Source organism: Candidatus Palauibacter sp. (assembly GCF_965222475.1).
GTDB lineage: Bacteria > Gemmatimonadota > Gemmatimonadetes > Palauibacterales > Palauibacteraceae > Palauibacter.
The window spans coordinates 583931-609844 of sequence record NZ_CBDCUB010000007.1 but is presented as its reverse complement, the minus strand read 5'-3'; the positions used below and the strand labels follow the sequence as shown (position 1 = coordinate 609844).

The window sequence follows — 25914 nt, the reverse complement described above, 5'->3', positions numbered from 1 at the left end:
ATGCCGGGATGGAACCACGGCCCGGGCGTTGAGGAACGGCTCTCGCGGCTGCCGGAGCGGCATCGGGCGTTTCTCGAGGGAGCGTTGGCGGCGGTTCCGGGGGTCGATGGCATCGCCGGCCTGGCGGCGGGCGGTACGTTCATCCCGGACAGGTCGGACGAGTTCGATGAAATCTCGGATCTCGACCTCGTCGTGGCGGTGGAACCGGCGGTCTGGCCCGGGATCCTCGACCGGCGGCGGGCGATCGCACGGCAGCTGTGTCCCTCGTTTCTGGCCGGCTTCACCGCCGAGCACGTGGGGGAGCGACGGCTGCTCGTTTGCCTCTATGGGCCTCCGCTCCTGCATGTGGACCTCAAGTTCGTGTCGCTCGACGACGCGCACGAGCGGATCGAGGATCCGGTCATCCTGTGGGAGGTGGACGGCCGCCTGAGCGCCGCGTTCGCCCGCGCGGAGGCCCGCTACCCGTCCGCGGACCCGGCCTGGATCGAGGAACGCTTCTGGATCTGGGCGCACTATCTCGCGGACAAGATCGAGCGCGGAGAGATCCTCGAGGCGCTGGACGGACTGGGGGTCCTGCGGGCCCTCGTGCTGGCGCCGCTGGCGTTCCGGCGAGCGGGCGTACAGGCCACCGGCGTGCGTCGGATCGAGTCGCGGGTTCCCGGGTTCGCGACCGCTCTGGGCCGGACGGTTGGAGACGTCGACGCCGCAGCGTGTGCTACCGCGCTCGAGGCGGCGATCGAACTCTATACCGAACTCCGGGAGGCCGGCGGGCAGGGCAGCGAGGTCGAGATGAGCGAGGTCGAGCGCGAGGTCCGGGCCTACGTCGCGGGGCTTCCCGCCAGACTCGGGCTTCCCGGCCCGGGGTCGTAGGACATCTGTTCCGGGATCGACGCCGCCGACATCTTGCGAGCGTCGGCTCATCTCGCGCCCCGGGAGGCTTCATGACCGCCAGACCACAGCGACCTGAACTTGCGCGCACAGCAGCGATCTGCCGTCCGAGCGCGATCCCGGCGGTTATGCTCGGGGCAGCGTGGCTGTGCGCCGGTTGCGCACCCGGGGGCGGCGACCGCGGCGGCGCGGAAGGAGACGGCCCGTCAACGACGGAAGCCGTCCACTTCGAGTTCACGGAGGTCGTGCCAGGCGTCTACCACGCGCGTGGCGCGAGCGACCTCGTCGTCGGATCGAACGCGGGCGTGGTCGTGAACGAGGCCGACGTCCTGCTCGTCGACTCCCACATCTCCCCCGCGGCCGCGAACGCACTCATCGAGGACCTGCGCAGCCTCACCGACAGGCCCGTCCGCTACGCCGCGAACACGCACTGGCACTTCGATCACGCGCACGGGAACCAGGTGTATCCGCCCGAGGTCGAGATCATCAGCCACGAGGCGACGCGCGCGGCGATCGCCGCGGGGCGCTCGAACTCGGGGCGGTCCTACGAACTCTTCGTGGGCTCGATCCCCGGGCGGATCGAACAGATGGAGGCGACGCTCGACACGATGAGCGACACGGAGGCGCGGGCGGAGCTGGAAGCCACGCTCGAAGGGCAGCGCACGTACTACGCGCAGCTGCGGGAAGTCGTCCCCACGCCGCCCAACACCACGCTCTCGGAACGGCTCACGCTCTACCGCGGCGGGCGCGAGATCCAGTTCCACTTCTTCGGGCGCGCGCATACGGAGGGGGACGTCATCGTCTACCTGCCGAGCGACCGCGTGATCATCACCGGGGACATGCTCACGGGCGGCCTCCCTTACATGGGCGACGGCTACGTGAACGAGTGGGTGGAGACGCTCGAACGCGTGAAGGCGCTCGATTTCGACTGGATCATCCCGGGCCACGGCGCCCCGTACCAGGAGCGCGAGCGGATCGACCGCCTTCAGGCCTACCTGCGTGACCTGTGGGACCAGTCCGTGGCGCTCCACGGGCAGGGCGTGAACGCCGAAGACGCGGCCGGGCGCATCGACCTCACGGCGCACGCGGCCAACTTCGGCGGGATCAGCGGCCCCGGCGCGAATCCGGTCGCGGTGCTCCGCATCTTCGAGCTGCTGGACGGCACTGCGAACTGAGCCGACCAAGGCGAACGACCAGGAACAAGGAGTCACGATGTCCACCGATTCGAACCGGCGCGATTTTCTGAAGGTCACGGCCGCGGCGGGCGCCGCCCTCGGGCTCGGGATCCCGGCCGCCGCGTGCGCGGGCCCCGCAGGCACGACCCAGGCCTCCGGGAGCGGGGGGAGGCTGCTGATCCTGGGCGGGACCGGGTTCATCGGACCGTACCAGGTGCGATCCGCGCTCGACCAGGGACTCGAGGTCACGATCTTCAACCGCGGCAGTCGACCCGGCATGTTCGAGGGGGTCGAGGAACTGGTCGGAGACCGGAACGGCGACTTCGAGTCGCTGCGCGGACGGACATGGGACGTCGTCATCGACAACTCCACCTCCCGCCCCGACTGGGTGACGAGCATCGGGGAGTTCCTGCGCGACTCCGTCGAGTACTTCTACTACGTCTCCTCGCGCTCCGCGTACGCGAGCCATTCCACGATGCCGATGACGTCGGAGGTGCCCTCCTTCACCTACGAGACCGCAGGCGTGGACCGCGCCACGGCAGACATCACGCAACTCCCCTACGGGCTCGCGAAGGCAGAGTCCGAGCGCGAGGTGATGCGGATCTTCCCCGAGCGGTACGGGATCTTCCGCCCGGGCCTCATCATCGGACCCGACGACCCCACCGACCGCTTCACCTACTGGCCCGTCCGGATCCACCGCGGCGGCGAGGTGCTGTCTCCCGGCGACGGGACGGACCCGGTCCAGATCATCGATGTGCGCGACCTGGGCGACTTCATGGCGCTCTCCTCCGACCAGGGGCACACGGGCATCTTCAACCTCATCGGTCCCGCGACGCCGCGGCCGATGGCGGAACTCCTGTACGGGATCCGCGCCGTCACGACCGCCGAGACGACGTTCACGTGGGTGCCGCGTGAGTTTCTGGCCGAGCGCGGGGTGCGGCCGTACGCCGAGATGCCGGTGTGGCGGCCTCCGACCCCGGGATCGGAGGGGTTCGCGCGCTTCGATCTCTCCAACGAAGTCGCGCACGGCCTGACGTTCCGGTCGCTGGCGGACACGACGCAGGCGACGCTCGACTTCCACTTCTCTCGCACGCCCGAACGGCAGACGGAGATGCGGCCGGGGCTCCCAGCGGAGCGGGAGGCGGAGATCCTTCAGGAGTGGCACGGGTCGCAGTGAACGCCGGGCGCCCTTGCTGCCCGGCTTGAACGGGACGACACTCGTCGGAACCGTCGCGCGGCGCGGTGCCGGAGGTGCCGGCTGAGACCGATGCAAATGGAGGCGATGTGAAGGACCGAAACGGAGAACGCGCTCCCGAGGACCTACCCGGCAACGACCTCGAGGACGGTATCGAGGCGTCAGGCGGTTCCGGTCTCACCCGGCGGGCGCTGCTCGCGGGGGCCGCAGCCGCAGCGGGCACGGCGATCACCGCGGGCGCTACACGCGGGCTGGTCTCTCAGGAGGCGCCCGATCCGACGAAGGTGCCGGGCGCCCGTCCGGTCGTGGTCGGTTCGCGTTCGCCGCACGAGACGCCGCGCAAGCTGCTCTCCGGATCCATGGGGGGCTCCTCGCGCACGCCGCTGCAGGACCTGCACGGGATCATGACGCCGGCGGACCTCCACTTCGAGCGGCACCACCACGGCATACCGGAGATCGACCCCGCGACCTACCGCCTCCTCATTCACGGCATGGTCGACCGGCCCACGCTCTTCACGCTAGATGACCTGAAGCGCTTCCCGCAGGTTTCGCAGCTCCTCTTCCTCGAGTGCTCGGGGAACGGCGGAGGCGCGTCCTCACCGTCTCCCAACCCGGAGAACACGCCGCAGTCGATCGACGGCCTCCTGAGCACGAGCGAGTGGTCGGGCGTCGCTCTCTCGACGCTGCTCGAAGAGGTGGGGGCGCACGCGGACGCGACCTGGTTCCTGGCCGAGGGCTCCGATGCGGCGGTGATGAGCCGCAGCATCCCGATGGAGAAGGCCTGGGACGACGCCATGATCGCGTACGGGCAGAACGGCGAGGCGATCCGGCCCGAGCAGGGCTACCCGGCGCGGGTGCTCCTGCCGGGGTGGGAGGGCAACGCGAGCGTGAAGTGGGTCCGGCGGCTGGAGCTCTCCGACCGGCCCTCCATGTTCCGCGACGAGACATCGAAGTACACGGATCCGCTGCCGGACGGGACGGCGCGGCAGTTTTCGTTCGTGATGGACGCGAAGTCGGTCATCACCTATCCGACCTACCCGCGGCGTCTGCCGGAGCCCGGCTTCGTCGAGATCTCCGGTTACGCCTGGACCGGCCGGGGTCTGATCGAGCGCGTGGAAGTCAGCACGGACGGGGGCGACTCGTGGCACGACGCCGTGCTGCAGGAGCCCGTGCTGCCCAAGTGTACGACCCGGTTCCGCCATGGCTGGGAGTGGGACGGAGGCCCGGCGCACCTGCTGAGCCGCGCCACCGATGAGACGGGCTACACGCAGCCGGTTCGCCAGCAGGTGCTCGACGCCCGCGGCCCCGGCACACGCTACCATTCCAACGCAATCCGCGGCTGGCGCGTGGCCAGCGACGGCTCGATCGCGTTCGCGCCCGTATGAGCCCGGCAACGACGGTGCGGAGATGGACGACGCTGGCGGCCCTGTTGCCGGTTCTGGCGGCCTGCGGCTCGGGCGATGGCGAGGGCGGCCCGGCCGCCGACCCCGGGACGGCGATGGTCGCGGCGACCGGTGGCGCCCAGGTAGCTGCGGGGCGGTCCGGCGCGGCCGAGCCCGTGTACGGCTTCGGTAGCCCCGCGACCGAGTCGCAGATCGCCGCGTGGGACATCGACATCGGCCCCGACGGCGCGGGCCTGCCACCCGGGCAGGGCACGGTGGCGGAAGGGCTGGAAGTCTGGGAGAGGCACCGCTGCGTTCTCTGCCACGGCCCCACCGGGCGGGAGGGGCCGAACGACCTGATCGCGGGGCGGATACCGGGCGACGAGTTCCCGTTCGCCAACGACCGCAGCTTGCGGTCCACCGTCGGCAACTATTGGCCCTACGCCACGACGCTGTTCGACTACACCCGTCGCGCCATGCCCTTCGACATGCCGGGCACCATGACGGATGAGGAGGTCTACGCGGTCGTCGGCGCCATGCTCTACTTCAACGATCTGCTGCCGGCGGACGCCGTCGTCGACTCCGCCACCGTCGTCGACGCACACATGCCCGCCCGCAACCGCTTCGTCCCCGACAACCGAACCGGCGGCCCCACAATCCGCTGACCGACCCGGGCCCTATCTACACCAGCTCAATCCGAAGCCGCCGCCCAAGCGCCTCGGCGGCGCCAATGAGTGTGTCGAGCTGTATCCGATCGTTGTTCGGATCCAGGATCCGGTCCAGTTGGCTGCGGCTCGTGTTCATCCTCTTCGCCAGTTGATTCTTGCTCAGTCGCTCAGCGGCCATCGCCTCCTCCAACTGCCAGGCGATGACGCGTTTGACAGCCGCAGCCGCCGTCGCCTCCAGCGTGCCCTGCTCCCTGAGATAGTCCTCGAAGGACGAACCGACGCGTCCTCTTTCTTCAACCATGCCTGATCTCCCTTGCCCGCTTTCTCGCGATTTCCAGATCGCGCTTCGGGGTCTTCTGGGCCTTCTTCACGAACCCGTGGAGCAACACGATCCGGCTCTCGTGGATCACGAACAGCACGCGGGCGATACGTCCCCCGGTAATTCGTGATCGGACTTCATGAAGACCGCCGCCCAGTGATCGGGTGAGCGGCATGCCAACTGGCCAGCCAAACTCAACGGTCGCGATGTCAGCCCCAACGACGCGACGACTCTCGCTGTCGAGTCCGAGGAGCCACTCCCGCACGGGCTCGGTGCCGCCCGATGTGGCATAGAACGAGGCCGGGAGTCGCCTAGGCGTCGACATGGTACCGTATGAGAGACATGTACCTTATGTGGTACAGTCCGTCAAGCAGCTCTCAATCCTACAGTTCGGCGGCGAGCTGGTCGCGGTATTCCTGGAGTTCGGCGCGTTCGGCCTCGGGCAGCGTGGGGTGCGTGAGGTCGAGGGTGGCGAGCTGGTCGCGCACCACCCGGGCCACGACCAGGCGCATGTAGGGCTTGGAGTCGGCCGGAATCGCGTACCACGGCGCCCAGGGTCGGGCCGTCGCGTTGATCGCGTCCTCGTAGGCGGCCATGTACTCGCCCCAGTGCCGCCGCTCCTCGATGTCGGCGCGGCTGAACTTCCAGTTTTTGTCGGGGCGGTCGATCCGGCGCAGGAACCGGCGCGCCTGCTCCTCCCGCGAGATGTTGAGCCAGAACTTGAGGATCACCGTCCCGTTGCGGGCCAGGTGGGCCTCGTGATCCCGGATCGACTGGTAGCGCTCCTCGCAGCGTTCCATGACCGGCAGGCGGCGGGGAAGCTTCTGCCGCTCGAGGTACTCGGGATGGACCCGCACGATGAGGACTTCCTCGTAGTAGCTGCGGTTGAAGATCCCGATGCGCCCCTTCTCGGGTAGGCGGAGCGTCGTGCGCCAGAGGAAGTCGTGTCCCGCCTCCTCGTTCGAAGGCGCCTCGAAGGCGTAGATCTGGAACCCGGCCGGGTTCACGCCCGTCATGGCCGCCCGCAGCGTCGAGTCCTTGCCCGCCGCATCCATGGCCTGGAACACGAGCAGGACCGCGTAGTGCCTGTGTGCGTAGAGGCGCCGCTGAAGCCGCGAGATCTCATGCACCACGCGCTTCAGTTCCGCTCTCGTCTCCCCGACCGACGGGGCGTCGGGCGGCGTCGCGGTCGCCGCCCCCGAAACCACGAAGTCGCCGTCGTAACCGACCCGGTACGGACTCTCCGGTGGCGAGAAGTCAATCATGAGGGATGTGCAGGCTCTCGGGTGCTCAGAATCTCGAGCTGCGCAGCCAGGTGTCGGCCCGGACCCAGTGGCGGTCGAACTCGCGGCGGGCCTCCTGCGCCTGGGCCGTCTTCCGCTGGGCGTCCAGCGCCTGCATGAGGCCGAACCAGGCCCAGCCCTGATTGGGCAGATCCTGGAGCGCGTCGCGGTACACCTGCTCCGCTTCGGCGGCCCGGTCGTTCTCGAGCAGGATCGCGCCGAGCGTGTGGCGCACCGGCATGTGCCAGGCCCGCGGCTCCGAGTAGATTAGTCCGTCCCCCTTGGCCACGCCGGCCTCGAGGGCCTCGACCGCCTCGTCCGCCATGCCCCGCGCGTGCAGGATCTCGCCCGCGAGGATGGATCGCGGCAGCGCGACGACGTCGGCCAGCGGGCTGAACCGAAACTGGGCCGAGGGATCGACTTCCGCCAGGACCTCATCGATCTCGTCCAGATGATCCTGCGCGACGTCGATGTGTCCCATCCGGAGGTACGCCAAGCCGCGCGAGAAGCTCCACGCGACGAGTTCCATGGGCTCATCCGACTTCGGGCCGTCGCCCGCCAGGATCTCGCTCCAGCGCCCGAACGCGGCGTAGGTGAGGGGGATGTACGAGGCCCACGGGCCGCGGTGCCCCGCCAGGTCCTTGGCGGCCTGCATCGCCACAGCGCTCTGCCCGTCCATCACGGCGGCGTTGAGCAGCATGTGCAGGTTGTGTGACGGATAGACGCCGGGAGGGCCGCCGTGCTCGGCCTTCTGGTCGGCGTGCCACGCCTGCTGGTTGCCGCGCACCGCGTCGCCCCAGCGACCGATGTTCATGTAGATGTGCGTCGGCATGTGGTGGATGTGGCTCACCGCGATCTGGCTTCCGAGGTGGTCCGAACACGCCTCGGCGAGGCCGGGATCCTCGGACGCCTCCACGAGATGGATGTAGAGGTGACAGGCGCCGGGGTGGCGGATGTCGCGGGCCAGCACGGTCTCGAGGATCGGCAGGATCTTCTTCACATCCTTCGCTTCGAGATCCACATCGCCGCGACGGGGCCGCAGCAGCATCCAGGCCTCGGCCTGGAGCGTGAGGACATCCAGATCGTCCGGGTAGCGCGCCGCGACCTTGTCCATCTCGCGTGCGTAGAGCGTGTCGAGCATCCTCCGGCGATCCCGGTCGGGATCGGCCTCGAAGCGCACGGAGAAGGCGTCGATGAGCGCCCGCTCGACCTCGCTCGCGCTCGACACGTGCTCCCTCGCCTTCTGCATGGCGGCGTGGGCCGACCGCTCGTTGCCGGGGGACATGCCGCCGTTGAGGTACGGCGCCAGCGACCACGCTTCACCCCAGTAGCAGGAGGCGCACTCCGGATCCTCCACCCGCGAGGCCCGGAACGACTTCTCGGCGATCGAGGTGCCGAAGGCGTACATGAAGAGCAGGCCCTCGTTGAAGTACGCCTGCGCCTTCTCCGACTGCGTGCTGACCGCGCGCGTGTGAGGGCCCAGGTTCCCGTACAGGGGGGTCGAGGTGCCGTCTCCGTTGCCCGCCCCGGCGCCGCCGGTCATGGAGGCGCCCGCCATCCGCGGCGCGCCACGCTGCCCGCTCGTACACCCGGCCAGGAACACCGCCAGGAACACCGGCAGGCCCACCGCCAACATCCGATCGCGTCGCCGCATGCCTTCCTCCTCTGGTCGCCTCCCGTGGCTGGAGCCTGGCGGCTAGGTCACGGGGCCCGCCGTGCACACCTCCGGCGGACAGTCGTCCTCGTATTGCCTGAAGTTCTCGTTGAAGAGCCGGGCGAGGTGCGCGGCCTTCTCATCGTACGCCGCGGGATCCGGCCACGTCGCGCGCGGCCTCAGGATCTCGCTCGGCACCCCGGGCACCTCCGTCACCACATGGATGCCGAACACCGGGTCCGGCTCGGTCGGCGCGTTCTCAAGGGCGCCCTCGTGAATCGCGTCCACCATACGGCGCGTGTTGGGCAGATCGATCCGCGAGCCCACCCCGAACGGCCCGCCGCTCCACCCCGTGTTCACGAGCCACACGTTCACCCCGTGCTCGCGCATCCGATCCGCCAGCAGCCCCCCGTACTTCGCCGGGTGCCACACGAGGAACGGCCCGCCGAAGCAGGGCGAAAACGTCGCCACGGGATCGGTGACGCCGACTTCCGTGCCCGCGACCTTCGCCGTGTACCCGCTGATGAAGTGGTACATGGCCTGCTCGGGCGTCAACCGGCTCACCGGCGGCAGCACGCCGAATGCGTCGGCCGTGAGGAAGATCACGTCGGTCGGGTGCCCGGCCACGCAGGGGACCTTCGCGTTCGGGATGAACTCGATCGGATAGCTGCCGCGCGTGTTCTGCGTGATCGACGAGTCCGACCAGTCCACGCTCCCGTCGTCCCGCAGCACGACGTTCTCCAGCACCGCCCCGTAGCGGAGCGCCCGGTAGATGTCGGGTTCCTTCTCCTCGGAGAGGTCGATCGTCTTCGCGTAGCAGCCGCCCTCGATGTTGAACACGCCCGTGTCGGTCCAGCAGTGCTCGTCGTCGCCGATGAGCAGCCGGTGGGGATCGGCCGAGAGCGTCGTCTTCCCCGTCCCCGACAGACCGAAGAGGAGCGAAGACGCCCCCGTCTCCGGGTCGGTCGTCGCCGAGCAGTGCATCGAGAGCACACCCCGCTTCGGCATGAGATAGTGCATGACCGTGAAGACGCCCTTCTTCATCTCCCCCGCGTACTCCGTACCCAGGATGCAGGCCTCGTTGTCGGCGAAGGAGAGATCGACGCTGGTCGGGGAGGTGACGCCGTCCACGGACTCATCCGCCGCCTCCTGGCCCGCGTTGTAGACTACGAAGTCGGGCTCGCCGAAGTCCGCCAACTCCTCGGGCGTGGGGCGGATCAGCATGTTGTGCATGAAGAGGGCGTGGTACGGGCGACTGCAGATGATCCGGACGTTGAGGCGGTGCTCCGGATCCCAGCCCGCGAAGCCGTCGATGACGTAGAGGAGGTCCTGCGCGTTCAGGAAGTCGCGCGCGCTGACCCGGTTCCGCAGGAAGCTCTCGCGCTCGAGGGGGAAGTTGACCGGGCCCCACCAGACATCGTTTTCGGTTTCCGGATCGCGGACCACGTGCTTGTCGTTGGGGGAGCGGCCGGTCTTGGCCCCGGAGAAGGCCACGAGGGCACCGTTGGCCGCCCTGACCGCCCCGGGTTCGCGTCCGCGCAGGGCATCGGCGTAGATCTCTTCGACGGAGGGATTACGCTTGATGCGGGTGACGGTGATGCCGTGCGCGGTGAGGTTCATGGTGCCGAATTCGGCTGTCGTAATCGCCATATGTCATCGTCGCCATATTCGGGGGAGGGCCGACACCACGGCGACGAAGCCCACGAATCGGGGACGGGCTCCCAGCGCCGGACGGAATCGGCGCCGACCGTCCGATTCACAAATAGTCGGAGAAAATACGGCTTCACACCTTCGATGACCACCGAAACGGGGATACCCTGATGAACGACCGGATGCGATCTGCCTCGACCTCCTCGACGTTTCTTCCCTTCCCGATCCCGCGGGGGCTCGCTGTCGCGCTCTGCGGGATGGCGATGGCGACGGTTCCGCCGGCGCGGGCCGCCGCCCAGGAGGCGGACGACCCGCCGTGGCGCTGGTCCGAGGCGCGCGTGTTCGAGGCCGTGAACCGGGTGCGTGCCGGCCGCGATCTCAACCCGGATTCGTGGCCGGAGGGCGGCCGGGTCGCCGTGCTGCTCTCCTTCGACGTGGACAACGAGACGGTCTGGCTGCGGAACGGCGACACGAACGTGGGCGGGCTCTCGCAGGGAGAATACGGCTCGCGCGTCGCCCTCGGCCGCGTCGTCGACCTCCTCGACGAGTACGGCATCCCCGCGTCGTTCTTCGGGCCCGCGCTCAGCTTCAGTCTCGCGCCGCACCAGATCGACCTCATCCAGGCGTCGGGCCGGCACGAGATCGGGATCCACGGCTGGATCCACGAGCGCAACGCGACCCTCCCGCGTGAGGAGGAGGAGCGCCTCCTGCGCATGGCGGTCGAGCGCATGACGGAACTCATGGGCGAACGCCCGGTCGGCTACCGCGCCCCGTCGTGGAACTTCAGCGACGCGACGCTCGACCTTCTCCTGGAGATGGACTTCCTGTACGACTCATCTCTGATGGCCGACGACCGCCCGTACGAGATCAACGCGAACGGCGAACCCACGGGCCTCGTCGAACTCCCGGTGGACTGGATCCTCGACGACGCGCCGCTCTTCAACCCCCTCGGCGACCGGTACGCCAACCCGCGTGAGGTGCTTCAGGTCTACAAGGACGAGTTCGACGTCGCGTACGAGGAGGGGACGATGTTCCTCCTCACGATGCACCCGCACTACATCGGGCACCGGTCGCGGATCGTGATCCTGCGCGAACTCATCGAACACATGCGGTCGAAGCCGGGCGTGTGGTTCGGCACGCACCGCGACGCCGTCGAATGGGTCCGAGCCCAGGCACGCATGCCGTGACATATTGGCGTCAAGAGCGTATGTTTTTATGTCATGAGAACTACGATTCGTTTGGACGATGACCTCATGCGGGCGGTGAAGCGTCATGCGCTCGAGTCGGGAACGACCGTGACGGCCGTCATCGCGCAGTCGCTACGGGAACGGCTTCAACGGCACACGGATCGGACTTCGAACCCGCCCACGGCGCTTTCTCTCGTAACCACGGGGGAGGGCGGCCTGCTGCCCGGCGTCGACCTCGATGATTCCGCGGCCCTCATTGAACTCATGGAAGACGGCGTTTGATCCTTCCCGACGTCAACATCCTCGTCTACGCCCATCGCCAGGATGCTCCGGATCATCGGCGATACCTCGACTGGCTGGTTTCCGAGGTCGACTCCGATGCGGCCTTCGGGCTGAGCCCGCTGGTCCTCAGCGGATTCATCCGCGTGGTCACGCATCCGAAGGTCTTCAAGACTCCGAGTACTCTGTCCGAGGCGACCACGTTCGCGGAGCAGCTCCGTGAGCGGCCCAACTGCATCGAAGTGACGCCCGGCGCCCGCCATTGGGCCATCTTCCGGCGGTTGTGCCATCAGGCCGGGGCGAAGGGCAACCTGGTGCCGGACGCGTACCTGGCGGCGATGGCGATCGAGAGCGGGTGCGAGTGGGTGACGGCCGACCGCGATTTCAGCCGATTCGAGGGCCTGAAGTGGCGCCATCCGCTGGCAGTCCGCAGCAAGACGCTGCATCAGCACCGAGAACAGTGAGTCGGGCCTGAGCAGCTGAGGGAGAGCCCCGGGGGAGAGGGATCCACCTCTGGCCTTGGAGGCTCGCGTTGACTCGATCCAAGCTGTTCTCGCTCGCCGCCCCAATCGTCGCCATCGTCCTTGCGCTGGCGTGGCCCACCAGCGTAACTGCGCTGGCCGAACCTTCTTTCCTCGACAGCGGGATACGGGAGGCAATCGCAGAGTGTTCCGCATTGACCTCTCACGCTGCGGAGTTCGATGTTTCGAGCTACAACGAACCATCAACGGTGTCGGCGGTGGGCTACGAGCCGGACCTCGATACGGTACGCCCCCAAACATCGGTGTCGCCTAGCTGTAAAGGGTTGTTATAGGCGGTTTCGATGATCATCGTTGCGATGGTCGTCGGGAGCACGTTGGGAATCAATCCAGGTAAACAGGAATCCATGGAGCAGCAATTGCTCTCGGCTCAGTGGGTCGACGAGTTTATGATTGGGCATCGCGCTGGTGATCGCGTGTTCTCGCAAGTGGCGGCGATGGAAATGACGCCGTCCGGTGACCTCATCGTGCTTGACGCCGGCGAGCGTGCCATCACCGTATGAGATGCTCATGGGAACGAGACTCACCACTGGGGAAGGCAAGGCGAAGGGCCCGGTGAATTCTCGAATCCCAGCGGCCTAGCGGAGTCCACTCCGCTGCTGGCGATCACCGACGGGCTCGGCGTCCACGTCTTTGAGGGCGACGGAACCGTCGTCGAGACCCTAAGGCTACCGGGAATTCAGCTCGCGTTGCGACCGGTCATCGATTCGTCGGGCCGCATATTGGTTCTGACGCTCAATTTCCTCGAGGGAGAACTCCGACTTCAGCGACTCGACGACGATGAGGTGCTGTGGCGCGTCCGGGCGGATAACTTTTTGGAACAACGCCTCTTTCGCCCCAGACCCAACTTGACTGCTCTTTCCGGCGGTCGGGTCGCGCTGAACCTGGATGCCCGGTACGCCGTAGACATCATCGATTTGACCTCCGGCGACATGGTGGGGAGTATTGAACGAGACATCGCTCCTCGGTCGATCACATCGACTGCCTCGGGGTGCGCTGGCGGCCGGGCAACGCGCACACGGCCCGGGGGGCGGAGGCGTCCTTCGCACGCAGGGTTCGGGAATACTTGGCCAACCCTGGCTCCGCGCCTTCCGGCTGGTCATCCGTCGTCGGTGACCCGAACCGGTCAGCCCTGCCGCAGGATGCGATCGATGAGATCGAGTTTCCAGCCACGTTCCGGTCCATTCTGCACATGTTTCGAGGCCCGCCCGGCGAAACGGTGTGGGCTCGACGCGGCCTTGGAGTCGACGACGAGCTTGCCCCACCCGTAGATCCACCGGACGGACTCGCCCCGATGTGGGATCTGTTCGACGGTGGCACGTACGACTACATGGGTGCCGTCCAGCTTCCCAAGGGGTTTATTCCGTATGCGGGGGATGCGACGCGGTTGGCGGGTGTGCAGAAGAACGCGCTGGATGTTCAAGCGGTGCGGGTCATCCGAATCCACCTTGCCGCCGATCAAGGCAAGCCTTGAGAGCCTTGGTGAGCCCCGAGGATACGCGCGCCTCCCCGGTAAGTGGCCGAGGCGCACGTATCCCGGGGCTGAGCGCGTTCGCCCGCTGCTGCGTGGTTACGGGCCGGATCCCGCATCGAGCAGGTCCAGGATGAAGGCGAACTCCAGGGCGAGCTCCTCGTACTGGCGGTCCCGCCCGGAGCCGCCCCCGTGGCCGGCGTCCATGTGCGTCTTGAGCAGGAGCCGGTTCTCGTCCGTCTTCACGGAGCGCAGCTTCGCGACCCACTTCGCCGGCTCCCAGTACTGTACCTGCGAGTCGTGGAGTCCCGTCGTGACGAGCAGGTTGGGATAGTCCTTCGCCTCCACCTGGTCGTAGGGCGAGTAGGAGAGCATGTAGCGGTACGACTCGAGTTCGCTCGGGTCGCCCCACTCGTCCCACTCGAAGCTCGTGAGCGGGATCGATTCGTCCAGCATCGTGGTGATGACGTCCACGAAGGGGACGTGGGCGACGACGCCGCGGAACAGTTCCGGCCGCATGTTCACCACCGCGCCCATGAGCAGGCCCCCCGCGCTCCCGCCGCGCGCGAACAGCTTCTCGGGGCTCGTGTATCCCTCCGCGATCAGGAAGTCGGCCACGTCCACGTAGTCGGTGAAGGTGTTCTTCTTGTTGAACATCTTCCCGTCGTCGTACCACGCCCGGCCCAGCTCCTGCCCGCCGCGGATGTGGGCGATCGCGTACACGAACCCGCGGTCGATGAGGCTTAGCCGGGTGGACGAGAAGGTGGGCTCCATGCTCGACCCGTATGAGCCGTAGGCGTAGAGGAGGAGGGGGTTGCCGCCATCCTTCTCGAGACCGCGCCGGTAGACCAGTGACACCGGCACTTCCACGGCCCCGTCGCGGGCGGGGGCGTGCAGCCGCTCCACCACGTAGTCGGCCCGGTCGTAGCCGCCCAGCACCTCGTCCTCCTTGAGCAACGTGCGCTCGCGGGTGGTCATGTCGTAGTCGTACACGGCGCGCGGCGCGGAGAGCGACGTGTACCCGAAGCGGAGGATATCCGTGTCCAGCTCGGGGTTGGCCGACAGCGAAGCGAGGTAGGCCGGCTCGTCGAACGCGATCTCGTGCTCCTCCCCACTCCACGCGCGCACGCGAAGGCGGGTGAGCCCCCCGGCGCGTTCTGAGAGCACGAGGTAGTTCCGGAACAGCTCGAAGCCCTGCAGGAAGACGTCGCTCCGGTGCGGCACGACCGTCTCCCACTGGTCCGTGGAGGTCCGGCTGACCGGGGTCCGCATGAGCTTGAAGTTCTCGGCCCTGTCCAGGTTCGTGCGGATGTAGAAATGGCCGTCGAAATGGTCGATCCGGTGCTCGTGCCCGCGCTCGCGGGGAAGGAAGAGCGTGAACTCGCCCTCGGGATCGGTCGCGTCGAGGAAGCGGTGCTCGTCGGCGAGCGTGTGGGAGGAGGAGATGACGATGTAGCGCTTCGACTTCGTCTTCCGGACGCGGGAGCTGAATTCCTCGTCATCCTCCTGATAGACGAGCACGTCGTCCGCGGAATCGGTCCCGACGACGTGCCGGAAGATCTGGTGGGAACGCAGGGTCCCGAGGTCGCGTTTCGTGTAGAAGAGCGTCCGGTTGTCCGCGGCCCACACCATGTTGCCGGAGGCGCCCTCGATCGCCTCGGGATAGGTCTCCCCGGTGTCGAGATTCCGGATCCGGATGGTATGGATCCGGCGCCCGCGCGTGTCCTCGGCCCACGCCATCATGTCGCCGGCGGAACTGACCTCGGGGAAGGCGGCGAAGTAGTCGTGGCCCTCGGCGCGCGCGTTGACGTCCAGGATGACCTCCTCCTCCGCGTCGAGCGACCCGCGCTTCCGGGCGTGGATCGGGTAGTCACGGCCGTCTTCGGTGCGGGTGTAGTAGAGGAAATCGCCCTCCCTGACCGGCACGGAGAGATCGGTCTGCTTGATCCGGCCCTTGATCTCGTCGAACAGCTCGCCCTGGAGATCCTCCGTGTGGGCCATCAGCGCGTCGGTGTAGTCGTTCTCCGCCTCGAGGTAGTCGATGACCTCGGGGTTTTCGCGCTGATTCAGCCAGTAGTAGTTGTCGATCCGGGTGTGCCCGTGCGTCTCCAGTTGCTCCGGGATCACGCGTGCGACGGGGGGCGTGACCCCGGCCGGGGCGGCGGAGGGTTCGCCTCCGTCCGCCTCGCAGCCGGCGGCCTGGATGCTCACGGCGAGCAGCGCCGCGACGAGGGTGAAACGGTCACGGCACACTGCCTCCGCTCGCGGCATGGACGACTCCTTCGCTTCATGCGGGTCACGCGAGTTTCCTCTCCCGGCGGTCGGACAACTCCTCCCGGGTGGACCCGCGCTCGCTCGGCCAGTCGATCCGGCCGGGCGTCCGTGTCAGCATCAGCTGCATGGCGATCCTGTAGTCATGTTCGCGGCGGCGGGCTTCCTCCAGGAGTTCGGAGACCCACTCGGACACGGTCTTGTTATCCTCGGCAGCCTTGATCCACAGCCACCGCGCGACATCTTCGGACAATGTGATGTTGATGTTGTTCACGGTCCACATCCTTCCCGTCATCTATGAGCGGCATCATACCTCGTGAGACACGGGAATCCCGCCGAAGTTCGCGTGGCGAGAGTGCCCTGGATGTGGAAAGGTTCGGGAGTGACCGCCTCTCAGCGACCGTGAGACTCCATGATCCTGGCCGGCGTCTCCGATCGCGTTCGGAAGGGGTTGACCACGCGGACGCCGCCGAAGTCATGCCCGTGCTGCATGTCTTCGGTGAGGAGAATCGTGCAACCGCACGCTTGCGCGGCAGCCACGATGAGCGCGTCCCACCAGGAGACGGCGTGCCGATCCTCCAGGAACCAGGCGCGTTCCAGCACCTGGAGGTCGGGCGCGACGGGGCGCCAGACCATGAGATCGCGAACGATGTCGCGAACCTCCGGAGCGTCGAAGGCGAGGCGCCCCTTCCTGGCGAGGGTCACATAGAGTTCGTGAAGAACCTGATAGCTCAGGCGTCCCGTCCGCGAACGCGCGAGGAAGGTGATCCATTCCTCCGCGCATGCCTGCTTCGCCGGATCGCTGGTGTCGTGCCGGTAGACGAAGACGTTCGTGTCAACGAAGACCTGGGCGGTCATATAGCTCCTCCCGAGAAGGCCTCCGGCCCTCGGGCCAGTCGATCTTGCGAGGCTTCCGCGCCAGGTAGCGCCTCATCGCGATGTCGTAGTCGTCCTCCTGGCGACGGGTCCGTTCGAGTAACTCGCAGAGCCATTTCGAGACGCTGCGGTCGTCCTGCGCCGCCTTGACCCGCAGCCACCTCGCGACATCTTCGGGCAGAGTGATGGTGATGTTCTTCATGTTCCGCGGCCTTTCTCTCGGGCGGAAGGAGAACACGATTATCGTGAAACACGAAATTCGTGTCAAGAGGCTCGTGGCGTTGACGGGGCTGGTTCTCGCGCTTGGCGCGGGGTTCGCGTGCGCTCCCGGTCCGGTCGCCGACAGCGCGGAGGCCGTCTATCCGACCGATTCGTGGGAGCGGGTCGCGGAGCCGGCGGCCGCGGGGTTCTCGGCCGAGGCGCTGGATGCGATCCATCCCTACGTGGAGGGGATCAACACGTCCGCCGTGATGGCCGTCGTCGGGGGGCGCGTGCTGTTCGAGCACGGACCCGTCGATTCGCTGAGCTATCTCGCCTCGGTCCGGAAGAGCATCCTCGCCATGCTGTACGGCAACTACGTGGAGGACGGGACGATCGACCTGGAGCTTACGCTCGAAGACCTGGGCATGGACGATGTCCAGGGCCTCCTCCCGATCGAGAGGCGGGCCCGCGTCCTGGACCTCGTGACGGCCCGCTCCGGCGTCTACCACCCGGCGTCGAACGCGGGGGACAACCTCGCGGACGCGCCGCCGCGCGGCTCGCAGGAGCCCGGCATCTACTACCTGTACAGCAACTGGGACTTCAACGCGTCCGGGGCCGTCTTCGAGCAGCTCACGGGCCGCAACATCTACGACGCGCTGGAGGCGGACCTCGCCCTGCCGCTCGGCTTCCAGGACTGGGACCGGTCGATTCACCGCAAGTCGGGCGACGAGACGCGGTCGCGGAACCTCGCCTATCACATGACGCTCTCCACCCGCGACATGGCCCGGATCGGCTACCTCATGCTGCGGGACGGGATGTGGGACGGCGAGCGGATCCTGCCCGACGGCTGGGCGGAACGGATCACGAGCGTCGTCACGCCCTCCGAGGAGATGAACCCGGAGGGCCTGCGCGGGGGCGAGTTCGGCTACGGCTACATGTGGTGGGTGTGGGACGGTCCCGCGGTGCCGGAGGGGTTCGAGGGGGCGTACAGCGGCCGGGGCGCCTACGGCCAGTTCATCACGGTCATCCCGTCGCTGGACATGGTCGTCGCGCACAAGACGGTGCCGCAGAACAGCACCCCCTGGGCCGACTACATGGGCATCCTCACCCGCCTCGACGCGGCCCACTGCGGCGCCGACTGCTAGCGTGGCCGGCACTGACGCGGGGAAGGCGGGCGCATGACACAACGGTGGAAGGATTGGTTCGCCCAGGCGGAGCACGACCTTGAACAGGCCGTGGCGTCGGCAAGGGACGACCGCCACGATTGGGCATGCTTCGCCGCGCACCAGGCGGGGGAGAAGGCACTGAAGGCTCTGCACCTCAGACAGGGACGGGAAGTGTGGGGACACATCATTTCACGATTGCTCAAGGAGTTGCCCGACTCTCCGCCTCCGGAGTTGGTCGATCGCGCTCGCATTCTGGACGGCTACTATGTGCCCGCGCGCTATCCGAACGGGCACGTGGACGGGCCGGCCTTCGAGCACTTCGGGTCGCTACACAGCTTGCAGGCGGTGGACCATGCCCGTGAAATCATCCGCTTCGTCCGTGATGCGATGGCCGGCAGCTGATGTCGTGCTGGGAGCGCTCAAGGAGTGGGCCGAAGCGCAGGCCGCCGCTCGCCCCGAACTGAGAGCGGTCGGATGTTTCGGGTCGTACGCTCGCGGGGACGCCGGCTTCGGGAGCGATCTCGACCTCGTCGCGATCGTTGACCGGAGCGATTGCCCGCCGCTCCATCGCCTCTGCGACTGGCCGTTCGAGGCACTGCCGGTGCCTGCCGACCTGCTCGTCTACACCGTCCCCGAGTGGAGACGTCTGGTCTCCCGGGGCGACCGCTTCAGCCATGTGATGGCGCGCGAGGTCGTGTGGGTGATCGGCGGGCCGCCGCCGTAGCGTCTTCGGCCCTCCTGGTCTACGAGTCCCATTTCACCCAGAGGGTCGGCGGCTTGCGGAACTCGTAGCCGTACGGGGCGGCGGGGCGCTCCGGGTCGAGGCGGAGGCCGGGGCAGCGGTCCCACAGCGTTTCGAGGACGACGCGGGTCTCGAGGCGCGCGAGCGGGGCGCCGAGGTCTCCGTCAACGGCATCCCGAGTACGGAGAGGACGGAGTGGAGCGCGACCGGCCGGGCCAATCCGGTCCGCACTTCCCCGGTCCGCCGCCCCCCCGAGCCCAGCGCCGCCACGAGCCGCTCGACCTCGGCTTTCAGCTGCGGCAGCGACGCCGACGCGAGACGGGAGGCGTGGAACGGCGGGAGACACTTCCGCTTGTAGCGGACCTGCGCCGGCCCCTCCGTCGTCATCATGTGCGCGCCGAACATGTCGCGGATCGTGGACGGCGCGTCCGTGGTGAAGAGGCCCGGATCCCGCAGCACGGCGAGGATGTCGTCGCGGCGCGTGAGGAGCCAGCGCTCGATCTCCGGCACCCAGGTGACGGGTTCCGCCGCGCGCAGTTCCGCGAAGATCGGATAGGGGTCGACCGCCAGGTCCGCGAGCCGGACGCGTGCCCCGAGCGGAAACCGGCTGGACCTCAGATTCCCGACCACGTCAGTACCGCGAAGCCGATGAAGAGCGCGTAGACGGCTCCGACCCCGGCGACGATCCAGCGGCCTCGTCCGCGGTACGTCCGGAAGAGGAAGACGGAGACCGCGAGGACGAGGACGACCTCGCCGAGCGCGGCGTATCCCCCGTAGTGCTCCGGATCCCAGTACGACACCGGGCTGATGAATCGCCAGTCGCTGAAGGGGAAGAAATGGCGGTGCGCGTCCTCCCGGTGGAGCGGGAGGTCTCCCAGTGCATGGAGGATCATGCTCGCCACGAACAGGGCTGGTGGCGCACGGAATCCCCACCGCAGCCCGGTCGCTACGCCCGACTCCAGACCGGGGCCGCCAGAGGCTGCCCGCGGGCCGAGGAACACCACCAGGCCGAGCGCGAGCGCCAGCAGCGGGATCGAACTCGGGATGTCGAACACGACCTGCCAGCCCGGGTCGAAGTACCGCTCCGACCAGATCCGGCCTTCGGACATCCCGCGAACCAGTCGTTCCCAGACGTAGAAGACGAGCATCGGGACATCCGGGGCGACGGCCCCGAGCGCGACGGGCAGCGCGTTTCGTTCGGATCGCCCCAGTACGAGCAGGTTGAGCGCGGCATGCCCCGGTGTCGTCAACCTCGGGCGCTCCCCGCAGGCGAGTCCGCGGTCAGACGCCCGCTCCGCGCTTCAGGCGCTGCAGGTGCTGCCGCCGGAACTTCGCCACCTTCGGCGCAACGACGGCCTGGCAGTAGGGTTGGGTCGGATTCCGGTTCAGATAGTCGTCGTGATACGACTCCGCCGGATAGAACGTCTCCAGCGGCGCGATCTCGGTCACGATCGGGTCCGGCCAGATACCGGCCGCGTTGATCTCCGCGACCTTCCGTTCGGCGGCCTCCTTCTGTGCCTCGCTCTCATGGAAGATCGCCGAGCGATACTGCGTCCCCGTGTCCGCGCCCTGCCGGTTCAGCGTCGTCGGGTCGTGGATCGTAAAGAACACATCCAGCAGATCTTCGAACGAGACCACATCCGGATCGAAGCTCACGCGCACGACTTCGGCGTGGCCGGTGCGCCCCGTGCATACCTGCTGGTAGGTGGGGTTATCAGTGTGTCCGCCGGCGTATCCGGACTTCACGCCGTGGACGCCCTCCAGAAGTTGATACACGGCCTCGAGGCACCAGAAGCACCCCCCGGCCAGCGTCGCCTTTTCTCTTTGATTATTCATGATGTTCCTCTTCAGAAGGCGCTTCAGGGCCGCTGGCTCTGTACGCCTGCTTGGGGTGCGTGGGATTGTCTGGATAGCGTCGCACGAGCCGGCCGGCCTCCACCATCGGCGCCAGGTGGCGGCCACCCAGATTGCGCTGGGAAAAGCGTAGGAATCTTGCGATCTCTCCCGAGGTCGTCCATCCCCTGGCTGCGCAGATCGCTTCAATGACCGTTCGCAGTCGTTCCTTACGCGGACGGAATCCCAAGCCGTCGATCATACGCTGCACGTCCGTGGGCAGCTCCCCTCGATCCGCGGGCAGCTCCCCTCGATCCGCAGGTAGCTCCCCTCGATCCGCAGGTAGCTCCCCTCGATCCGCGCGGGCAGCTCCCCCCGATCCGTCAGACAGCTCCCCCCGATCCGCCCCACGCAGACTCTCGCTGACATGCTCACGGACAGCCGGGGTCAGCGTGTAGAAGCTGTCTCCGCCACGCGCGTGCAACGTGAGAAGTTCCCGGTCACGAAGACCGCGCAGCAAATGGCTTGCGCGCAGCGTGTCGAGTCCCGTGACCGAACGCAGAGCGGCGTTGTCCACGCGTCCCCGCCGGTGGGCCATCAGAAGCGCACGAAACTCCTGACGACTCAGGTCGGCGTTCCCCAGTCTGGCCACGAAATGGCGATCCGAAGCCGTGAGGGTTGAGGTGTTACGCAGGGTAACGATCACCCGCTCGGCGCGGACCTCCACCTCGGGACGCGGCAGGAAGGCGTCCTCCATCTCCGCGAACATGCGGGGAATACCCTCCCCCTGGTCCTTTGCGAAGCCGAGATCGACCAGCACCCTTACAATCCGTGGATTGCGACTTCGGTGGACCCGCTCCAGCCTGAGCACTTCCTCCAGTGTCACGCCCTCGGGCAGCCCGCCCGCGCTGACCACCTCCATGCGGTCCTCGAACAGCCACATCTCGGTGCCGCTTCCCTGGATGGCGTAGTCGCGATGAGCCACCGCGTTGTGCAACGCCTCGCGCCACGCGAAGTCCGGGTACTCCGGCATCTCCTGGAACCGCATGCCGACCAGACGAGAGGGCCGTCGCAATAATCCCGAGACAACCTCGTGAGCTTCATCGAGCACTTGCGGCAGGCTGCCCTCGATGCGAGGTCGTTCCTCCACGTTGTGCTCCGGCCCGAACCGCCTGGCGGTTCCGATGACGCGAAACACGCGGACGCCCGCGTTGGAATGATCCGGATCGTGGCGGGCAAAGAGCAGTTCCGCAGCACGACGGAGCACGATTCGGCTTCCGCGTTGATCTGCGAGCTTACGCTTCAGCAGGTATTCCTCGTCCGACAACGCCGACAACCCTGCTCCGGAGCGCGCCCGGGCCAACAGTTTGCGATCAAAATCCTCCAACGAGCAGGAGGAACGGCGGCTTTCCCAGCTCTCGTACATCCCCTGCTGTTTGGCCGCCGCAATCTGCGTCTCCCGCGCGCGGACGGTCTTGTCGCCCACGCGAAGCGGGAATCCATTATCGATCAGCTGCACCGGCACGTCTTCGGCGGGCACGTCAAAGACGATCAGTTCGACTCCGTCGTGGGACACGGTGGAGCCGGGTGGCTGCGGCGGGTCCAGCCGTGTCTGGGGCGCAGCCAGGAGGGCGTCCACGGCCTCCGGGGGAAGCTGGTGGCCGGTCACCGAACCGTCGTCCTCGACACCCAAGAGGAGCACGCCCCCATCCGCGTTCGCGAACGCGGCCACATATTCGGCCGCTTGCCTCCACAACTCACGACGGTCCCGCGCCCGCTTGGCGGCGGGCGGACCTTCCAGCATGGACTTGCGGTCGAAGTGCTGGCCTTCGACCTGGGTCAGGAACGGCGTGACGTCGAACTGCGGGTTCGCCAAACTAGCTTCCGTTGTCTGTGGCGGTGGTCATGGCGCGCTTCTGTTCCTCGACCATCTCGGCGACGTCTGCGAGCAACTGCTTCGCGTCGTAGACGATGCCGTCCTTGATCGTGTAGAGGATGCCGCCCACGGTCTCCACCTCTCCCGTCTCATCGTTCAGGCGCCGCGCCCCCGTCCCGTACAGGACCTTGAGGTTCCGGATCGGGTTCTCGTCCACGATCACGAGGTCGGCCAGCAGGCCCGCCCGGACCACGCCGAACTCGATGGGGCGGCCCGTCGGCTTGAACAGCGTCTCGGCGGCGTGCATGGTCGCGGCGCGGATCACCTCCAGCGGATGAAACCCGGCGTGCTGCAGGAGTTCCATCTCCTGGATCGTCGAGAAGCCCATGAGGTTGTAGATGTAGCCGGCGTCCGAACTCGCCGTGACGCGGCCGCCCATGTTCTTGTAGTCGTTGAGCAGATCGTGCCACACCTCGAGGAAGTCGCGCCACGCGACCTCCTCCCACGTCGTCCAGTCGAAGTAGTAGGAGCCGTGGTCCTCCCGGTTCGCCTCGTAGAACTCCCACAGCGTCGGGAGCGTGTAGTTCTCGTGCCACGGGGCGTACATCTGGTCGTCGACGTCCCAGCTCGCCTGGTAGGCGGTCATCGTGGGGTCGAGGGTGACGTCGTACGAGAGCATTTCCTCGAGGAACGCGTGCCACTCGGGGCTGCCTCGTTCATGAATCAGGTTCCACTGCATCGGGACCTGGCCGAAGCGGTGCTGCTCGTCGTTGTAGTTCATCTCCGGGGGCCACGGCTGGACGTCGTAGTCCCTGTACAGCGACTCGAACAGTCCGTAGAAGTGCGTCACCGTGCCGAGGCCGAGGCGCGCGGCGTCGATCGCGTTCATCTGCGCGACGCCCATCTGGTTCAGGTGCGCCGTACTCCCCATACCGAGGCTGGCCGCCTCGTCGAGCAGGGCCTCCATGATCTCGGGCCGGTGCGCGCCGAGCTTGAGTCCATCACCGCCCGTTTCCTTCACGTAGCGCACCCAGGCGCGTGCGTTCTCCGGGGTGTCGACCCGGAGATCCCACCCCTCGCCACCCGCGCCGGTGAAGGGGTAGGCCCACATGCGGGGGGCCACGATCTCGTTCGCCGCGCTGCGCGCCTTCTCCGCGATCGTCCAGTCGTAGGGGCCGAAGCCGACGCCGCGGCCGGTCGTGATCCCGTGCGACATCCACAGCTTGTACGTGTACTCGGCCTCGGGCGCCTTGGGGACGCCGCCGGTGTGGAGGTGGAGGTCCACGAAGCCCGGCAGGACGTACATGCCGCTGGCGTCGATCTCGCGCACGGTCGCGTCGGGATTGCCCTCGACCGTGAGTCCGGGCCGTCGCTCCTCGTCGATCGGCCGGCGCGGGACACCGACGCCGACGACATCGACGATGCGGTTGCCCTCGATGATGATGTCCATCGGTCCGATGGGAGGCGCCCCGGTGCCGTCGATCACGGTGGCGCCGCGGATGATGAGCCGGTCGTACGGTCCCTCGCCCTCGTCCGGGCCCCGGTCGGGTGCCCCGACCATCTGCGTCGGCTGCATGGCGCTGGCCGCTGTAGCCAGAAGGATCAGCGCCGAAAGCGCGGCGCCGGCGCTTCGGGTCGCATGGTGGGTCGTCTTCATGAGTCCTCCGCTTGGCTTGCCTCGATGGTCCTTGAAGGCGTCGAGGTGCGGTTAGTCATCGAGATGGTACAGGCGACGGTTGTTCTCGTTCAGGATCATGCGGGCGGCCGCCACCGCCTCGTTCCGGTCGAGGATCCCCTGATCGACATAGATCCCGAGCGCCTGCGCAAGGAACCGGCGCCCCCACTTCGCGGCGAGCCAGTAGAACTCCGGCAGGTGGTAGGCGTCGCTCCCGAACAGGATCTTGGAGAGGGGGACGACCTCCATCACCTCGAGGAACATGCGCAGCATGCCGTGGTGGATGAGGGGCGCGGCGAGCGACAGCTCGAAGTGGCAGTTGGCGTACAGGTGCGTCAGCCACGCCGCGCGCCCGATTAGCGGATAGCCGGCGTGGATGAGGATGACCTGGGGCATGCGCATCACACCGCCGCGCTCGAAGCGGACCATCTCCTCCATGAGGAACGGGTCCTGGTTGCGCATGATCCCGCGCGGCGCCTCGCCGTCGCCGGCGTGGAACTGCATCGGCATGTCGCGCTCCAGACAGGCCTCCAGCGCGAGCGAGTGGAGATACCGCAGCGCCTCGCTCTGCATCTGCCAGTAGTCGTCGCGGTCGACGGCGTCGCCGGCCGGCACCTCGCCCCGCGCGCGTCGCGCCCGGAACTGGTCCCAGGAGCGGCTCGCCGCAGCCCGGTCGAAGAGCGGCTTCAGCAGTCCCAGCCGCGGCAGCAGGTACGACTTCATCCCGTACGAGGGGGCGCCGAGGTTGCCGTCACCGTCGAGGCCCGCCTCGATCTCCGCCATCATGCCGGTCTCGATCTCGTCGAGGCCGAGGTCGTCGCGCATGAGGCCCCCGAGGATCGTGTCCACGCGCAGGATGTGGCGGCCGCGCGTCGGGAGGATCGCGTCCTTGAATCGGGCCACGCCCTCCTGGTCCATCCCCTCCCGGTAGCCCATGTCGAGCATGGCGTTCTCGATGTTCGCGTCGGCGAACATGGCGCCGAGGTAGCTCGCGTAGTCGCGGCCCCTTTCGTTCCGGGCCTCGATCACCGCCTCGAAGGTCGCGTCGCAATCCAGGAAGGCGGCGAGTTCCTTCACGAGATAGCGGAGGAAGACGGTCTCGCCCGCCTGTTCGATGACGCGGGCCCGCGTGGCGGCGATGTCGAACTCGGCGTCGAGCGCGCTTCTCTCCGCCGCGTCCCTCGCCCGCCAGCGCTGGTAGACGCCAGCCGGGAAGTAGCGGTCCATGGGGAAGGCGGAGAGCGCCAGCCGCTCGATGAACTCGTCGGGATCCGTCTGCGCGTCGTCGAACGTCAGCGGGTGGCAGTGCGTGTCGTCGACCGGAATCTCCCGCAGCTCGTCGAGAAGCGCGCGGGCGGTCGGGTTCAGGCCCTCGCCCCCCGCCACTGTCCCGGCGAACGGGGCGCCGCTGGCGCACGCGCCGAGGAGCGCACTTCCGCCACCGACTCCGGCCAGGCTCAGAAACTCCCTGCGATCAGGCATTCGGCACACCTCCATCATTACACATGGCCACGTTCGATCCCGGATCGCGACGGCGCAAGGCGAGGCGCCGGGGCCATCTTCACGAGTGTCGGTCGTCGCAGA

Annotated in this window: 29 protein-coding genes; 14 read left to right on the top strand and 15 right to left on the bottom strand. The window is 67.6% G+C overall.

All coding sequences use genetic code 11. The features are described from left to right. The 5 genes from ACOQPP_RS14650 to ACOQPP_RS14630 all read left to right on the top strand — a co-directional run bounded on the left by ACOQPP_RS14650 (window position 1) and on the right by ACOQPP_RS14630 (window position 5305). Complete coding sequence (locus ACOQPP_RS14650; RefSeq protein WP_419167928.1) at window positions 1–870, top strand: hypothetical protein; 870 nt, start codon at window positions 1–3, stop codon at window positions 868–870. Between the two features lie 71 nt (window positions 871–941). Then, complete coding sequence (locus ACOQPP_RS14645) at window positions 942–2063, top strand: MBL fold metallo-hydrolase (RefSeq protein ID WP_419167929.1); 1122 nt, start codon at window positions 942–944, stop codon at window positions 2061–2063. 37 nt (window positions 2064–2100) lie between these two features. Beyond that, window positions 2101–3240 carry an NAD-dependent epimerase/dehydratase family protein gene (locus tag ACOQPP_RS14640; RefSeq protein ID WP_419167930.1) on the top strand — a complete coding sequence of 380 codons (1140 nt, stop codon included), beginning with the start codon at window positions 2101–2103 and terminating at the stop codon, window positions 3238–3240. A 107-nt stretch (window positions 3241–3347) separates the two neighbouring features. After that, entirely contained in the window at window positions 3348–4643 is a 1296-nt protein-coding gene (gene soxC / locus ACOQPP_RS14635; RefSeq protein ID WP_419167931.1) for a sulfite dehydrogenase, read from the top strand. Between the two features lie 14 nt (window positions 4644–4657). Further along, a complete protein-coding gene (locus ACOQPP_RS14630; RefSeq protein ID WP_419167932.1) occupies window positions 4658–5305 on the top strand; it encodes a c-type cytochrome in 648 nt (215 codons plus the stop codon). A gap of 16 nt (window positions 5306–5321) precedes the next feature. Here the strand turns inward: ACOQPP_RS14630 and ACOQPP_RS14625 are convergent, their stop codons facing one another. From ACOQPP_RS14625 to pckA, 5 genes are all read right to left on the bottom strand, one after another. Next, the gene (locus tag ACOQPP_RS14625) at window positions 5322–5609 is read right to left on the bottom strand and encodes a helix-turn-helix domain-containing protein (protein ID WP_419167933.1); all 288 of its coding nucleotides are present in this window, start codon (window positions 5607–5609) and stop codon (window positions 5322–5324) included. Next, a complete protein-coding gene (locus tag ACOQPP_RS14620) occupies window positions 5602–5892 on the bottom strand; it encodes a type II toxin-antitoxin system RelE/ParE family toxin (protein ID WP_419167934.1) in 291 nt (96 codons plus the stop codon). The genes ACOQPP_RS14625 and ACOQPP_RS14620 overlap by 8 nt, the downstream gene beginning before the upstream one ends. A 118-nt stretch (window positions 5893–6010) precedes the next feature. After that, window positions 6011–6892 carry a PPK2 family polyphosphate kinase gene (locus ACOQPP_RS14615; RefSeq protein WP_419167935.1) on the bottom strand — a complete coding sequence of 294 codons (882 nt, stop codon included), beginning with the start codon at window positions 6890–6892 and terminating at the stop codon, window positions 6011–6013. Window positions 6893–6917: 25 nt separating this feature from the next. Next, window positions 6918–8564 (bottom strand): tetratricopeptide repeat protein, encoded by a 1647-nt coding sequence (locus ACOQPP_RS14610; protein ID WP_420636802.1) that lies wholly within the window; start codon window positions 8562–8564, stop codon window positions 6918–6920. A 42-nt stretch (window positions 8565–8606) separates the two neighbouring features. Beyond that, window positions 8607–10214 (bottom strand): phosphoenolpyruvate carboxykinase (ATP), encoded by a 1608-nt coding sequence (gene pckA, locus ACOQPP_RS14605; protein WP_419167937.1) that lies wholly within the window; start codon window positions 10212–10214, stop codon window positions 8607–8609. A 263-nt stretch (window positions 10215–10477) separates the two neighbouring features. On the opposite strand from pckA, the gene ACOQPP_RS14600 reads away from it, so the two are divergent. The 6 genes from ACOQPP_RS14600 to ACOQPP_RS14575 all read left to right on the top strand — a co-directional run bounded on the left by ACOQPP_RS14600 (window position 10478) and on the right by ACOQPP_RS14575 (window position 13693). Next, window positions 10478–11401, top strand: coding sequence for a polysaccharide deacetylase family protein (locus ACOQPP_RS14600; RefSeq protein WP_419168008.1), 924 nt, complete (start codon window positions 10478–10480; stop codon window positions 11399–11401). 33 nt (window positions 11402–11434) lie between these two features. Beyond that, on the top strand, window positions 11435–11683 hold the full coding sequence (locus ACOQPP_RS14595; RefSeq protein WP_420636801.1) for a ribbon-helix-helix domain-containing protein: 249 nt from the start codon (window positions 11435–11437) through the stop codon (window positions 11681–11683). Continuing rightward, entirely contained in the window at window positions 11680–12144 is a 465-nt protein-coding gene (locus ACOQPP_RS14590; protein ID WP_419167939.1) for a type II toxin-antitoxin system VapC family toxin, read from the top strand. Before ACOQPP_RS14595 ends, ACOQPP_RS14590 begins: the two co-directional genes overlap by 4 nt. A gap of 68 nt (window positions 12145–12212) precedes the next feature. Next, on the top strand, window positions 12213–12494 hold the full coding sequence (locus tag ACOQPP_RS14585; RefSeq protein ID WP_419167940.1) for a hypothetical protein: 282 nt from the start codon (window positions 12213–12215) through the stop codon (window positions 12492–12494). 9 nt (window positions 12495–12503) lie between these two features. After that, window positions 12504–12722: a hypothetical protein gene (locus tag ACOQPP_RS14580; RefSeq protein ID WP_419167941.1), complete on the top strand. Its 219-nt coding sequence runs from the start codon at window positions 12504–12506 to the stop codon at window positions 12720–12722. Window positions 12723–13285: 563 nt separating this feature from the next. After that, entirely contained in the window at window positions 13286–13693 is a 408-nt protein-coding gene (locus ACOQPP_RS14575; RefSeq protein ID WP_420636800.1) for a hypothetical protein, read from the top strand. A gap of 96 nt (window positions 13694–13789) precedes the next feature. Here the strand turns inward: ACOQPP_RS14575 and ACOQPP_RS14570 are convergent, their stop codons facing one another. The 4 genes from ACOQPP_RS14570 to ACOQPP_RS14555 all read right to left on the bottom strand — a co-directional run bounded on the left by ACOQPP_RS14570 (window position 13790) and on the right by ACOQPP_RS14555 (window position 17039). Next, window positions 13790–15961 (bottom strand): S9 family peptidase, encoded by a 2172-nt coding sequence (locus ACOQPP_RS14570; protein WP_419167943.1) that lies wholly within the window; start codon window positions 15959–15961, stop codon window positions 13790–13792. A 25-nt stretch (window positions 15962–15986) separates the two neighbouring features. Next, complete coding sequence (locus ACOQPP_RS14565) at window positions 15987–16256, bottom strand: hypothetical protein (protein ID WP_420636799.1); 270 nt, start codon at window positions 16254–16256, stop codon at window positions 15987–15989. 98 nt (window positions 16257–16354) lie between these two features. After that, on the bottom strand, window positions 16355–16819 hold the full coding sequence (locus ACOQPP_RS14560) for a PIN domain-containing protein (protein ID WP_419167945.1): 465 nt from the start codon (window positions 16817–16819) through the stop codon (window positions 16355–16357). Next, entirely contained in the window at window positions 16797–17039 is a 243-nt protein-coding gene (locus ACOQPP_RS14555) for a hypothetical protein (RefSeq protein WP_419167946.1), read from the bottom strand. The genes ACOQPP_RS14560 and ACOQPP_RS14555 overlap by 23 nt, the downstream gene beginning before the upstream one ends. A 43-nt stretch (window positions 17040–17082) precedes the next feature. Here ACOQPP_RS14555 and ACOQPP_RS14550 point away from each other — a divergent pair, with 43 nt between their 5' ends. From ACOQPP_RS14550 to ACOQPP_RS14540, 3 genes are read left to right on the top strand one after another with little or no spacing between them, the layout of a single operon-like run. Further along, the gene (locus tag ACOQPP_RS14550; protein WP_420636798.1) at window positions 17083–18183 is read left to right on the top strand and encodes a serine hydrolase domain-containing protein; all 1101 of its coding nucleotides are present in this window, start codon (window positions 17083–17085) and stop codon (window positions 18181–18183) included. Between the two features lie 33 nt (window positions 18184–18216). Then, window positions 18217–18606: a HEPN domain-containing protein gene (locus ACOQPP_RS14545; protein WP_419167948.1), complete on the top strand. Its 390-nt coding sequence runs from the start codon at window positions 18217–18219 to the stop codon at window positions 18604–18606. 4 nt (window positions 18607–18610) lie between these two features. Next, the gene (locus ACOQPP_RS14540; RefSeq protein ID WP_419167949.1) at window positions 18611–18928 is read left to right on the top strand and encodes a nucleotidyltransferase domain-containing protein; all 318 of its coding nucleotides are present in this window, start codon (window positions 18611–18613) and stop codon (window positions 18926–18928) included. 33 nt (window positions 18929–18961) lie between these two features. Here ACOQPP_RS14540 and ACOQPP_RS14535 read toward each other — a convergent pair whose 3' ends face one another. The 6 genes from ACOQPP_RS14535 to ACOQPP_RS14510 are packed head-to-tail and all read right to left on the bottom strand — an operon-like array spanning window position 18962 to window position 25812. After that, a complete protein-coding gene (locus ACOQPP_RS14535) occupies window positions 18962–19576 on the bottom strand; it encodes a hypothetical protein (protein WP_419167950.1) in 615 nt (204 codons plus the stop codon). Then, on the bottom strand, window positions 19561–20196 hold the full coding sequence (locus ACOQPP_RS14530) for a hypothetical protein (RefSeq protein WP_419167951.1): 636 nt from the start codon (window positions 20194–20196) through the stop codon (window positions 19561–19563). Before ACOQPP_RS14530 ends, ACOQPP_RS14535 begins: the two co-directional genes overlap by 16 nt. 31 nt (window positions 20197–20227) lie before the next feature. Next, window positions 20228–20782, bottom strand: a complete 555-nt coding sequence (gene msrA / locus ACOQPP_RS14525) for a peptide-methionine (S)-S-oxide reductase MsrA (protein ID WP_419167952.1) — start codon at window positions 20780–20782, stop codon at window positions 20228–20230. Then, entirely contained in the window at window positions 20775–22655 is a 1881-nt protein-coding gene (locus ACOQPP_RS14520; RefSeq protein WP_420636797.1) for an ATP-binding protein, read from the bottom strand. The genes msrA and ACOQPP_RS14520 overlap by 8 nt, the downstream gene beginning before the upstream one ends. A gap of 1 nt (window position 22656) precedes the next feature. Beyond that, on the bottom strand, window positions 22657–24312 hold the full coding sequence (locus ACOQPP_RS14515; protein WP_420636796.1) for an amidohydrolase family protein: 1656 nt from the start codon (window positions 24310–24312) through the stop codon (window positions 22657–22659). Window positions 24313–24363: 51 nt separating this feature from the next. Beyond that, window positions 24364–25812, bottom strand: a complete 1449-nt coding sequence (locus ACOQPP_RS14510) for an amidohydrolase family protein (protein WP_419167955.1) — start codon at window positions 25810–25812, stop codon at window positions 24364–24366. Window positions 25813–25914: the final 102 nt, after the last annotated feature.